This is a genomic window from Deinococcus hopiensis KR-140, assembly GCF_900176165.1.
GTDB lineage: Bacteria > Deinococcota > Deinococci > Deinococcales > Deinococcaceae > Deinococcus > Deinococcus hopiensis.
Genome location: NZ_FWWU01000003.1, coordinates 51114 through 63930, shown reverse-complemented (window position 1 = coordinate 63930; position 12817 = coordinate 51114). Strand labels below are relative to the sequence as shown.

Annotated in this window: 9 protein-coding genes; 1 reads left to right on the top strand and 8 read right to left on the bottom strand. The window is 67.5% G+C overall.

Going from position 1 to position 12817, the window contains the following annotated elements:
* Nucleotides 1-69: 69 nt before the first annotated feature.
* The 7 genes from B9A95_RS02130 to B9A95_RS02100 all read right to left on the bottom strand — a co-directional run bounded on the left by B9A95_RS02130 (nt 70) and on the right by B9A95_RS02100 (nt 9050).
* A complete protein-coding gene (locus B9A95_RS02130; RefSeq protein ID WP_084045322.1) occupies nt 70-1293 on the bottom strand; it encodes an ABC transporter substrate-binding protein in 1224 nt (407 codons plus the stop codon).
* A 29-nt stretch (nt 1294-1322) separates the two neighbouring features.
* A complete protein-coding gene (locus B9A95_RS02125; protein ID WP_084045321.1) occupies nt 1323-2081 on the bottom strand; it encodes an ABC transporter ATP-binding protein in 759 nt (252 codons plus the stop codon).
* Nucleotides 2078-2881: an ABC transporter ATP-binding protein gene (locus B9A95_RS02120; protein ID WP_084045320.1), complete on the bottom strand. Its 804-nt coding sequence runs from the start codon at nt 2879-2881 to the stop codon at nt 2078-2080. The genes B9A95_RS02125 and B9A95_RS02120 overlap by 4 nt, the downstream gene beginning before the upstream one ends.
* A 125-nt stretch (nt 2882-3006) precedes the next feature.
* The gene (locus B9A95_RS02115; RefSeq protein WP_084045319.1) at nt 3007-3774 is read right to left on the bottom strand and encodes a 3-hydroxybutyrate dehydrogenase; all 768 of its coding nucleotides are present in this window, start codon (nt 3772-3774) and stop codon (nt 3007-3009) included.
* Nucleotides 3775-4177: 403 nt separating this feature from the next.
* Nucleotides 4178-5254, bottom strand: a complete 1077-nt coding sequence (locus tag B9A95_RS02110; RefSeq protein WP_139806390.1) for a hypothetical protein — start codon at nt 5252-5254, stop codon at nt 4178-4180.
* Nucleotides 5255-5640: 386 nt separating this feature from the next.
* Entirely contained in the window at nt 5641-7428 is a 1788-nt protein-coding gene (locus tag B9A95_RS02105; protein ID WP_084045317.1) for a hypothetical protein, read from the bottom strand.
* A gap of 623 nt (nt 7429-8051) precedes the next feature.
* Nucleotides 8052-9050 carry an SDR family oxidoreductase gene (locus tag B9A95_RS02100; RefSeq protein ID WP_084045316.1) on the bottom strand — a complete coding sequence of 333 codons (999 nt, stop codon included), beginning with the start codon at nt 9048-9050 and terminating at the stop codon, nt 8052-8054.
* Between the two features lie 369 nt (nt 9051-9419).
* Here B9A95_RS02100 and B9A95_RS02095 point away from each other — a divergent pair, with 369 nt between their 5' ends.
* Nucleotides 9420-11651, top strand: coding sequence for a HelD family protein (locus B9A95_RS02095; RefSeq protein ID WP_084045520.1), 2232 nt, complete (start codon nt 9420-9422; stop codon nt 11649-11651).
* Nucleotides 11652-11754: 103 nt separating this feature from the next.
* Here B9A95_RS02095 and B9A95_RS02090 read toward each other — a convergent pair whose 3' ends face one another.
* Entirely contained in the window at nt 11755-12744 is a 990-nt protein-coding gene (locus tag B9A95_RS02090) for an alpha/beta fold hydrolase (RefSeq protein ID WP_084045315.1), read from the bottom strand.
* Between the last annotated feature and the right edge of the window lie 73 nt (nt 12745-12817).

The following is a 12817-nucleotide window of genomic DNA, read 5'->3' as shown; positions in this document are numbered from 1 at the left end:
GCGAGGGCGTCCTGGCTCTGTCAGTGTGATGCGGGCTGCGCCGGAGTGGGCACCTTGGGGGTACCACGCTCAGAACTTGCACTTGCTCTCGGACAGCGGCTGGAAAGCGCGCGCGGCGGGAATGGTGGCGATCCGGGTATAGATGTCCCCGGCTTCTTTTGACTGGGACTTGGGCTTGACCTGCACCGTGTACGCGTCGAGCAGCACCCGGTGGTCTTGCGGGCGGATGTAGGCGTTGCGGGCAAAAAAGTCACTGAAGCGGTACCCTTCCAGCGCCTTCACCACCGCGTCGCCACCGTCGCTGCGGGCCCGCGCCACCGCCTGAAGGTAGGTCATGGTTGCGCTGTAGACGCCGGCCTGCGCGAAGGTGGGCTTCTTTCCGAACGCCTTCTCGAACTTGGCGGCCCAGGCCCGGCTGCGGGCGTCCAGGTTCCAGTACCACGGCACGGTCGCCAGCGCTCCAGCAAAGGCGTCTTGCCCCAGGGCGGCCACGTCCGTTTCGAACAGCAGTCCGATTCCCAGCCCGATGCCCTGCTGGCGCAAACCGAATTCGTTGTACTGCTTGACGACGTTCACGAGGTCTGCGCCCGCCTGCATGGTACCGAACACCTTCGGTTTGAGGCCCTGGGCCTTGAGCAGGTAGCTGGAGAAATCCGTGTTGGGAAAGGGCGTCGCGTCGCTGGGAGCGACGATCTTGCCGCCGCGTTCGGTCACGGCCGCCGTCATCTGCTTGTTGAGGTCCTGGCCGAAGGCGTAGTTGGGGTAGATGATGTACCAAGACGTTCCGCCACGCCGCGTGACCGCCGTGCCGGTGCCGTTGGCGAGCATGTAATTGTCGTAGGCGTAATGGAAGGTGTACTTGCTGCACTTCTCGTTGGTGAGCGCGGTGGTGCCGCCCGTCACGACCATCACGGGAATCTTTTTCCCCTTGGCGACCTCGGACGCCGCGAGGGCGGCGCTGCTGGTCGGCAGGTCCACAAGCATGTCCACGTTCTGGCGGTCGATCATCTCAGCGGCCTTGTTGCTCGCCACGTCCGCCTTGTTCTGGTGGTCCACGCCGACGACCTGCACCTTGCCCTTGAAGCTGGCATTGGCGGCCATAAAGTCTGCAGCCGCCAGCTGGGCCGCTTTGACGCTGCCCTGCCCGGAGAGTTCGGAATAAACGCCAGAAAGGTCGGTGAGAACGCCGACCCGCACCACATTGTCCGACAGTTTCGCGCCCTGGGCGAGGGCGGCGCTCCCGGCGGCGAGGGCGGTGGTGGAGAGCAGGACGGTCAGAATGTTCTTGCGCATGGTGGTCCTCCGGTGAAGGGAAAAAGGGGTCAAACGCTCAGGTAACCCAGCAGGTCGCTGCGGCGGGCCTCGACCTCGTCGGCGCGCACCTCGTCGACGACGTGACCGTCCACCAGAACGTAGTGGCGGTCCGCGAGGCGGGTGGCAAACTTCAGGTTCTGTTCGACCAGAATCACCGCGAGGCCTTCGCGGCGAAGGTCCTGGAGCATGTCCCCGATTCGCTGCACGATGACGGGCGCGAGGCCCTCACTCGGTTCGTCGAGCAGCAGGAGCTTCGGAGCGCTGCGCAACACCCGCAGGGTGGCGAGCATCTGCTGCTCACCTCCCGACAGCTTGCTGCCCGGATAATGGCTGCGCTCCCGCAACACGGGAAAAGCTTCCAGGGCGCGTTCGGTGCTCCAGCCCCCCGGGCGCGCCGGAGGCAGCTCCAGGTTCTCGCGCACCGTCAGGCTGCTCAGAATGGCGCGTTCTTCGGGAACCCAGGCCAGGCCACGGGCAGCGATGCGGTTGCTGGGGAGCCGGGTGAGGTCCTCTCCCGCGAAGGAGACCGTTCCGGTGCGGCTGCGCAGAACGCCCATAATCGATTTCAGGGTGGTGGTCTTGCCCGCGCCGTTGCGCCCAATCAGGCTGACCACCTCGCCCGGCATGACGTGAAGGTTCACGCCGTGCAGGACGTGACTCTGCCCGTAATAGGCGTTCAGATTCTGCACCCGGAGCAGGGGCGCAGGGCTGGACGGGGAAGGGTTGAGCGGAGCAGCGGCCCTGGCCTGAGCAGCGGAGAGCGTCATGCGTGGGCCTCCTCGCCGAGATACGCCTCGATGACCCGGGGGTCGCGCCGCACCTCGTCGTACTTCCCGCTCGCCAGCACCTGGCCGTATTGCAGCACGGTGATGCGGTCGGCGAGTTCGGCAACCACGCTCATGTTGTGCTCGACGAGCACAACGGTTCGGCCACGGGCGACCTGCCGGACGAGGGCGATCACCCGGGCAATGCCCTCCGAGCCCATTCCGCTGGTCGGCTCGTCGAGCAGCAGCACGCGCGGGTCCTGACTCAGGGAGATCCCGATTTCCAGCTGTCTCTTCTCGCCGTGGCTGAGATCGGCGGCGAGGCGGTCCGGTGCGCCCCCCAATCCCACCGCGGCCAGGATCTCGTCTGCACGGGGCCTGAGCTTGTCGAGCCGGGAGAGCGGCACCCAGAACTGCCGCGGGAGGGCGGTGGCCGATTGCAGCGCCACGAGGACATTTTCCCGGACAGTCAGGCTGGAAAAGACGCTGCTGATCTGAAACGACCGGGACAGGCCCCGGCGCACGATGGCGTGGGGCGGCAGGCCGTGAATGCGTTCGCCGAACAGCAGCACCTCACCGCTTGTCGGCGCGAGAAAGCCTGAGAGCAGGTTGAACAGGGTGGTCTTGCCCGCTCCGTTCGGACCAATGATGGCGTGGATTTCCCCCTCGTCCACCCGGAGGCTCACGTCGTTCGTCGCGCGAAACTCCCGAAATGCCTTCACGAGTCCCCGCGCTTCGAGGGCCACCGGAGTGGCCGCTCCCGCCCACGGCCCGGGCTGCGGCGTCGCCTCCGTCTGGGTCATGACGGGACGCCAGTAACGTGCTTGGGCATCTTTCCCCCTTTCCGAATTGCGGTACGGGCAGCAAGGTAAGGGGGAGCCGTTACATCCCGGTTACACCCGGCCGGTCCAGAGGTGGAGTTCGACTTTTACCGCGCAGTCCAACCCAGGTCCAGGTCCAGAACGGCCCCGGTCATGCCCCACGCGGCGGGGCTGACGACGTAGCTCGCCAGCGCCGCCACGTCCTCGGGGCTGAGGAGTTGCTTGATGGCGGCAGGCTCCAGCATGACCTTCTGCTCGACGTCCTGTGGGGTCAGGCCGCGGGTGCGCGCCTGGTCCGCGATCTGGTTCTCGACCAAGGGCGTGCGGACGTATCCGGGGCAAATCGCGTTGACTGTGAAGCCCTGTTCTCCGGCCTCCAGCGCGGCCGTCCGGGTCAGACCAATCAGGCCGTGCTTGGCGCTGATATACGCGCTCTTGAAGGGACTCGCCACGTGACCGTGGATACTGGCGATATTCACGATGCGGCCCTGCCCGGAGCGCGTCAGGTGGGGCCAGGCGTATTTGCTGAGCAGAAAGGGAGCCGTGAGCAGCACGTGAAGCATGGTGTCCCAGACGTCTTCCGGAAACTCGGCGATGGGATCGATATGCTGAAAGCCCGCGTTGTTCACGAGGACGTCCAGCCCACCCAGGGCGGCCACCGTTTCCTGAACGGCGCGCTGGCAATCGGCGCGTTGGGAGAGGTCCGCTCCAATAAAGCTCAGCGAGTGTGCGGCGGCCACCTCCCGCGCAGAAGGTCGGTCGAGGTCCAGAACGGCCACCTGCAGGCCGTCTCGCTGCAACCGTTGTGAGATGGCCAGGCCGATACCGCTCGTTCCGCCCGTGACGAGCGCCACCCGAGGTGCAGAAAAAGACATACGCGAAGTGTAAGAGGGTGGCGTCACACTGGCGTTGCTCCGCTCGGCTGGGTCAGGCTTTACCTCAGAGCCTGACCCAGCCGAGCCCCCCGTTCCGCCTCCGTGTGTCCGCTCCCGGCCAGGGCGGCGCGTCCCGCAAGCCCAGATTGGCGAAGTCCTGCGCGACCTCACCCCATTCTCCACAGCTGGACCCACAGCCGTCATCAACGTTGTGCGGTCTTTTGCAAACCACCGCCCGCACGCTCGCCACAGGCCAACACCGCCGGTGCCCCCGGCAATCCACCGGGTTTCTTCGACCTCGCGCACCTGCCACGGACGTTTTGGTGCGGGGACCGCCGCAATGGCCAGGAGAGGGTTTCAGGCCCCGGCAGACCGGGTGACGGGGAGAACACCTGGCACCCGCTCAGGGGGAAGCGGCGCCGCCCTGATCATGACCTTTACCTGGGCCCCGCTGCATCTTGCGGCGGGTCAATTCTGCCAGCGCCTTGAAATCAATCAGGCCCGCCTCGATGTTCGCCACCGTCACCGCAGGAGATTTCTTCCCTACAGGTTCCTGAACGGGCGCAGCCACCAACCGGTAAAACACCACCTCCCGGCACAACGCCTCATACTGGGCATCCAGGCGCAACTCCCCCACCTCCGGATGCAGTTGCCGGACCATCAAGTATTCCAGCAACGACGGTTCCCGGCGGTCAAAAACCGGAAGCCGGGCCTCCCCGTACAACCGGCTGTATGACCGCCACGCGGCTGCGAGGGACCCGTTTTGCCAGTGCGTGATCTCCGGGTGATATGTGCGCAACCTCTTCAGGTCTTCCAGAGGCAGTGCTCTGCGGCCATACCCTTCCGGACGCAGGACCAGCGCTGGACGAACCAGGTCGTACAGCCCCCGCGCAAAGCAGGTGACCCGCCCCTGCGTTTCCCAGAGCCCAAGGAGCCGTCGGGCCCTGCGCAGCTTCCCTGCGGACCGGCCGCCGTACACTGCGTCTGCCAGGCGTTGTGGGGTCATGGGCCAGGCCGCCCGCCGTGCCAGCTGCCAGTCCAGGTCCACCGTCTGAACTCTGGTCGGACGCGCAGGTTCACGACGCTGTGGAGCTTGCTCGGTAAAGCGGGGCAAGTACTCCCAGAGGGGAAAAGGAGTTTCCGCTGCGTGCGCGGGATGCAGGTTCAGGTACTGGCGCGCGTGTGTCAGACGGATCAGGAGGGGACGCCCCCGCCCCTGACCTCGCCTCTGAATGCGGGGGATCTGGCCGCCTTGCACCCACCGTTTCAAACGGTCCTTGTCCGCACCACACAGCCGGACCATGTCGGCCAGACTTACCCAGCAGTGTTCATCGACCTGGCTCCCGTACAGGTGAAGCGCAGCCGCTTCCAGACTGCATTGCAGTTCTTCTGCGGCAAAGGCAGGACCGAGGGGGCCATACACGCGTTGTAATTGCCGGAGGTGCTCCTCTACGGACAGAGGGCAGGGAGAGCTGGACATCAAGCCTCTAGCTTAGCAGCTCCGAGAATCTTGTGCGCTCACCACGACGCCAGTGGGGCCCTGTAGATGCCGGTTTCTCCGGCGTTGGGTTCGCCGAACAAGCGGTTTTGGGACCTTCACCCCTTGCGCAAAGCTTTTGTGGTAACCCCCAGCGTGGGCCGTCCCGGCTTACTGCCCCTCACGCACATGCGCTGAGGCTGCCTCCTCCGTTCCCCAGGAGGAGCACGCGCTCCCCGCGCGTAGTCCAGTACGGTAGGTCCGGCAGACACGCTTTGGTGTCCAGCACCGAATGAGGGCCGCGGAAAGCTGCCTGTGGACCGTCTCCCGAAGAAGTCAGGCCTGCGGGAAGAGGGGCCGCTGGCAGGACCTGGGGAAGGCACGCCCAGTCAAGAGGGCGGGCTGGCGAAGCGGCCGTTCAAAAAGGGGAACGAGGTGATCAGCGCCGCCACGTACAGGGCCAGACCGATGACAGCGGGGGCCAGGTGCCAGGGATCGGTGTAGCCCACGTGCCCATGAACCCACAGCGCGGCGGTGAAGCCCGGCGTGCCGGCGGCCAGCAGGGTCCACCACAGCCAGCACGCTCCACGCCGGTAGCCCCACAACGCGCTGAGCAGCACCGTTACGCCGTCGGAGGCGAGCGCGCCGCCAAATCCAGCGCGGTCATGCGCGATCAGGGCCATGAGGCGCCCGTTGGCCTCCTGCAGTGCCTGCGCGGTGGTGTGCATGAAGGCCAGGTCCTGCGGCACAAAGACCGAGGTCACGCCGACCCCCGCGATGGTCAGTCCCGCCAGCACCAGCCCAGCTCCGGTCGCAACGAACAGGAGTTGTCCCCACAGACCCCGCCGCCAACAGGCGTCATTCGTGAGGTCCGGCACCTCTCCCCTTCCCTCGGTGCGGGGCCGCCGGGACAGCCCCAGGGCGAAAAAGACCAGCAGCAGCGTCGCCACCCACGCGTGCAGCGGATCGAAATAGCCGTAGCCCAGGAACAGGAAAAAACTCAGGAAGCCCAGACCACCCGACAGCCACAGGGTGTCGCACGCCCAGGCTTCTCCGCGCCGCAGCGGAACGGCGGCCAGGCCCAGGTACATCGCCCCAATGGAAAGCAGCGTGCCCGCCAGTGTCTGGCGGTCGTGCCCCATGAAATCCAGCAGGTGGGGATTGACAGCAGCGAGGCCCCCGCGGTTCAGGCCGACAAAGGCCTCGTCGTAGGGCAGAACCACCCAAACCAGGCCCACCCAGATGGCCAGCAGGCCGCCCAGAATCATGCCCAGACCCAGCAGGGCAGCCCACGGCCACCCACCGGGAAGGAGGCGGTGCAGCGGTCCGGCAGAGTCAGTGGGAGCGGCGATCGCCAACGTCTCGTGGACCTGCTGGGCAAGAGCGGGACCGCTGTAGACGAGTCTGGCACGTACCTGCACGAGATCGGCCCCAGCCGCCAGGAGCGCGAGGGCGTCCCCCGGCGTGTGCACTCCCCCGGCGATGACGAGGCCCCCCGTTTCCCAGAGGGGACGCACCCGCGCGAGGGTGTCTCGCACGTCGCGCAGGACGGCGGGACCCGCGAATTGCCCGCCGCCTGTGTCCCGCCGGGCGTCTTTGATCAGGACCCCAGCCACGCCGACCTGCCTTGCCGGAACCAGCAGGGCACGCAACGGGGCGTCCTCCAGATCGGGCGGAACGGCGAGCAGCAGAGGACGTGGCGCGGCGGCCCGGATCAGGACCTGCATGTGCTCCTGCCAGGCGGCCTCACCCCAGCGTTCCGGCTCATCGCCCGAGACGTCGATGGGAAAAACGTCTGCGTCGAGGGCACCCAGCAGGGCCAGGCGTTCGGCCGTCGCCTCCCGGGCGGCCGCTCCAGGGCGGTGGGCCAGGCGAACGAGCCGCGGCACTGGAAGAGGCCCAGCCCGAACGAGGTGGGTTTTCAGGACGTTCATGCCCGGATTAACGGGCACGCCCGGTGAGCGGAGGGCCTCTTCGCGTTCCAGGCGTTCGGAATCCGGGCCAGCCACCGCTTCGAGGGAGACGGGGCCGAATTCCAGAAAGCCGAAGCCGAATTGCACGAGTCCCCGGGCTGCCCTGGCCTCCACGTCCAGACCCGCTGCCAGACCCACCGGGGCCCGGAAGGTCAGGCCCAGATGTTCGCGGGCGAGGGAAGAATGGGGGCGGAGACGGCCCACGAAGTCGAGGAGCCAGGCCCCCGCTCGCGAGCGCCCCAGGCTCCCCGAGACGCCCAGCGTCAGGGCCCTTTGAGCCGGACCAGCAGCGGGCGAAACAGGGGGCGGTACGACCAGTCAGGCATGTGCGCGCTCAGTATGCGCGGCGCTCCCGCCCCCAACGGTGCTCTGGCAGAGGTGCAGGGAGCGGCAAGAGGGGTCACCGGAGTGGGTCACCCTCAACCACGGAAGGTCAGGTCAGGGCCACCATACGCTGCTCAGCGTGACGGGGCAGACGCTGTCAGGAACGCCGTACCAAAGTGGTCGAGTGCGACTTCTTCCTTGAATTTCCGGTGGGTGAGTTCACACGCCGGGCGTATGCAGTCACTGCAATCGGCTGAGATTGCAGACCTCGTATTTGGGTGCCTCTCCCCGCCGCCGTTCTCCGATCATTGAGGGCGGCTGACCGAACAGATGTTGACCCTGGCGTTCTCGTTTCCGTTCGCCTGATGAGGCCCTGCCGAGCAGCACCGTTCACTACCTCCTCGCCGGTCTGGCAACGGGAGGACACCCGCGCCGTCCTCTCCGGAATGCTTAACGGGAGCAGGGGAAGGCGGGACCTTTGGAGCTGAAGAGGGTGCGCAGCCCTACGGTTGCCCGAACTCCAAGCGCGCCTGCCGCGCGATCAGGTCATCCATCCTGCGATCAAGCGCGGCGTCTACCACGCGCCGTGCGGGGTCCCCATCGAACCAGGCCATGATCTCCTCGGCTCCCCGGGCGAAGGGAATCGTCGCCGCGAACTCGGGCACCACGCGCTTGATTTTCGAGTTGTCGAACACCATGCTGTGCGCCTTGTCACCCAGCAGACCCGCTCCCCATTCGGGATCGGAGCGCGCGATCACGTCCGACGGAATGTGCACGGTTTCGGCGCGGACACCTGCGGCCCTGGCCACGAGTTCAAAAATCTGATTCCAGGTCAACCACTCGTCGGAAGTGATGTGAAAGGCGTCGCCGATGACCTGCGGGTGGCCCAGCAACCCCACGAACCCCCGTGCGAAATCGCGGTGGTGCGTCAGGACCCACAGGGACGTCCCGTCGCCATGCACGATGACGGGCTTGCCCTGCCGCATCCGGTGGACCACCGTATACCCGCCGTCCATGGGCAGCAGGGTCTGATCGTACGTATGCGAGGGCCGCACGATGGTCACCGGAAAGCCCTCCTCCCGGTAGGCCCGGACGAGCCGGTCTTCGCACGCGATCTTGTTCCGCGAATAGGCCCAGAACGGGTTAACGAGCGGAGTGGACTCGACCACAGGCAGGCGTGCGGGCGGCGTCTGATACGCCGAGGCGGAGCTGATGAACACGTACTGCCCGGTTCGGCCCCGAAACAGGTCCAGGTCGCGCTCGACGTGCTCGGGGGTAAAGGCCACCCAGTTCACCACCGCGTCAAAGGTGAGTTGCCCCAGCGCTTCCCGAACGGACCCGGGATCGCGAATGTCTGCGTTGAGCTGCCGCGCTCCAGCCGGCGCGGGACGGGACGCCGTGTGCCCGCGGTTGAGCAGGTACAGGTCCACGCCCCGCTCTACCGCCAACGCCGAGCAGGCGGAGCTGATGATGCCGGTGCCACCGATGAAGAGCACTTTCATAAGGACGCCTCCTGTGTGGGCCGGTCCCGCGCACCAGCCCTGAATGCTGAGAAGTGGAAAGGTCCGCTGCGGGCGGCCCTCCTGTCCGCGCCCACAGCGCCGAGCGACCGCCCTGGCCGAAACGGGCGCGCTCCATTCCCGCACCTTATCAGCAACAGTTCGGAGGGTTTGGGAGGCTTGGGCGTTGCAGGGAAACTGTAAGGCTGCGTTTCGGTCCGAACGCCTCCGGTGAAGCCGAAGGGCGTTCCGAGTTCGGCGGCCGACTTTAGCGGTCACCTGGGTATAGGCAGGGGGCATCTGCACGGGTGGAAAGCCGGTGGGTCCAACTCGGCTTGACGCCCCGCCCTCCCGCACAGCTACCCTGTGCGGGTGACGGTCACCGCCCTCCCCCCCATTCATCCCGACTTTCCCGCCGAGGTGCTGCACCTCGCCGGCACGGTGACGGCCATCCTCCGTCAGATCGGGGTCTGGGAAGACCGCGAGCGCAACGTCGGGGCGGACCTGGAAACCAGCCTTTCGCTGGCGGACAGCGCCCAGGAACTGGCGGCCATGCTGTCGCTGCACGTCCAGGCGCCCTACTTCGGGAGCCTGAAGGTCCGCGTGGCCGGGCGCGAGCAGACCCTGTACGTCGGAAAGCACGCTTTTCGTGACCTGCACGGCCCCCACAGCGTTGTGTCTTGGGAGTCGGACGTGGGCAGCCTGTTTTACAGCGAGACGCTTTCCTGGGAGGCAAACAAGGGTCTGAAAGGCACCGTCCGCCGCCGCCGCCAGCTCGACGTAAGCGCCAAGACCCTGCGGGGCCTCACAGACCTGTACGACGACGAGGCTGGGGGCGACACCGGGGGCCGCGAGCAGGTGCTGCTCTCACGGCTGTCCGAGGCTTCCACCACCGCCATGCGCGACGTCGTGGAGACGCTGCAGCCCGAGCAGAACGCGGCGATGCGCGCTCCGGCCGGCCGGCACACCCTGATTCAGGGGGCGGCAGGCTCTGGCAAGACCACCATCGGCTTTCACCGCCTCGCCTGGCTGATGCATCCGGACCGGCACGAACACCGGGCCCGCGCCGACGCCATGCTCGTCCTGATGCCCAACGCTGTGCTGGCCCGCTACGCCGCCCGCGTCCTGCCGGGCCTGCACCTGGAGGGCGTCACAGTCACGACGCCCGAAGTGTGGGCCACCTCCTTTCTGGGGCTGGAAAAGATGGAAGTCACCGACCGGACCCTGCAGTTGCTCCTGACCGACGCCGACAACGAGCGGCGCAAGGCCGCGTGGCGCCGGGCCAAGGCCCTCGGGGACCTGCGGATGCTCGAGGTGGTCCGCAATCACCTCGGCGCGCGGCTGAGGGCCAACCTGGGCGCGCTGACCTTTCGGGCGACCGTTCACGTGCGGGGCGAGGACCACACCCTCTTTCTCAGCAATGAGGCGCTTCACGACCTTCTGGACGGTGTCCTGCGCCGCGCCCCGCTGGAAGGCTACCGGGCAGCCTTTCGAGCGGCGCTGGAGGAAGAACTGCTCGCGCCGCTCCACCTGCCGGACGCAGAGGGGGAAAGCGCGGTGCGGCGAACGCTCGCCGCGGACCTGACCCGGCTGTCGGGCAAGGTCTTCGCCGGACTTCTGCCCGTCAGCGAGGGCCGGCGCATCGCCACCGACGAGGCGGCCCTGAGGGCCGCCGGGGGAGTCCTGGACGAGCGGACCATCCGGGTGCTGCTGGGAGACCCCCTCGAGGCCATCCCCAAACCCCGCCGCTCGTTCGCTGACGTGACCGAGTTGCCGTTAATGCTGGCGGTGGCCGCCCTGTTGGACGGCGTGGGCCGCCGGATGGGGCGGGTGCTGGAACCCTACGATCACATCGCGCTGGACGAGGCCCAAGACTACTCGCCGCTGCTCTACGCGCTGCTTTCGCGGGCGGCGCGGCCCGGGCACCTCACGGCGCTCGGGGACCTGAACCAGGGCCTGCACGGCTACAAGGGCCCTGCCACCTGGGCCGGGGTGCAGGCCGCGCTGGGCGGCGAGGACCGGGCCGGGCTGATGACCCTGGGGCGCACCTACCGCAGCACCCGGCAGATCACCGAGGTGGGGGCGGGCATCGCGGCCACCTACAACCGGGCGGGCGGGGTGGTGGGGGTGGACCGGGACGGCCGAGAGGTCCTGCGGTTCACCGGAGCTCCTCTGGCCGCAGGGATTGCCCGCGCGGTCCAGGAGATGCAGGGCGAGGGCCACCGCAACGTCGCGGTCGTGACGCGGCGCGTGTTGGACGCCGAGCGGCTGGTGCCCCAGCTGCAACAGCACGATGTGGACGCGCGGCCCATCCTGAACGAGCAGGCCCGCTACGAGGGCGGCGTGGTCATCTTGCCCGTCAACCTCGCCAAGGGACTGGAGTTCGACGGCTGCATCGTGGCAGGGGCAGACGCCGCTCACTACGACCCCGGCACCCAGTTCGAGAGCCGGTTGCTGTACGTGGCGGCCTCGCGCGGCCTGCACCGGCTCGCCCTGGTGGCCGAGGGTGAACTCCACCCCCTCCTGCAGAACGGAACCAGCAGGGAGGCGGGCGCAGAACACCCGGCGGGAAGAACCCGCAGCGCCGGGCCGGAGAGAGCGTGAAAGGGCTGCGCCGCCTGCACTTCTTTCCCCCGCCCTTCTGGGCAGCGAGATAGCCCGCACCGCGCCGCAGACATAGACGCTGCGGGAGTTGCCTCATTGGCGGTTACGGCTGCTGCCAAAAGGCGTCCAGCGCAGCGCGGACCTCGGCCGTCTTCTCAAACTGGGGCAGGCCGTCGGTGCCCTCGATGCGGACGGCACGGACGCCGGGCTGCGCCGCGAACAGCCCCAGGCGATCGAAGCTGACGAAGGCGTCCCTGTCGTACAGCACTGCCACCGGCAGGCGCAGCTTGGAGTACAGCTCGCCGTAGGCGTCGGGCGTGAACAGTTGCCCGCTGATGAAGTACAGGGGCGCGTACTTCGCGCCGGCCTGGCGGCTGGTGTCCAGGCTGTAGTCCACCAGGCCGCGGTCCACCGGACCCCGGAAGGACCGGCTCAGGAAATACTCAATGCTGGGCCGGGTCCGCAACAGGGCGTACAGCGGCGTGCCCACCGCGTTCAGGCGGCGGTAGAGGGCTTCGCCGCCGTCTCCGGCATTCGCCCGCTGGGTTCCGCCGCGCGGCTGCCCCAGACCGCTCGGGCTGATCAGGGCCAGGGTGCGAATGCGGGGTTCCTCCAGCGCAGCGCGGGCGGCAAACTCGCTTCCCAGACTGAGGGCCACGACGTCCAGATCGGTGCCGAGCTGCTGCACGAGGGCGGTCAGGGCCCGGGTCATTCCTTCCCGCGTATAACGCGTGTCGGGGCGGTCACTGCTGCCGAAACCGGGCCATTCCAGGGCGTACACCGGCCGTGAACCCACGTAGGCGTCCCACAGCGGTTTCATCTCGTAGGCGCTCGCAGCGGCGTTGACCGAATGGGTCAGGATCAGGGGCCGGCCCTGACCGCGCGGATCGGCGTAGTACGCCACCCGGCCGAAGCCGGGCACTTCCAGAAAGCGCCGCTCGCCGTTCAGGGCCGGGCGCAGGCTGGGCGCGCCGCTCGCTGGGGCACCCGTGATGGAAGCTGGCCCAGCGGCAGTGGCCGCAGATTGGGCGGCCGTGAGGAGAAGGCCGGTGGCCAGCAGCAGCAGGGCTGCGCGGGGCAAAGTCTTGTTCATGGTGAACCTCCAGGGAGAGAGACAGACCGGACACAAGTCCACCGGTCTGGTCCAATTAGACTAGTCATAAATG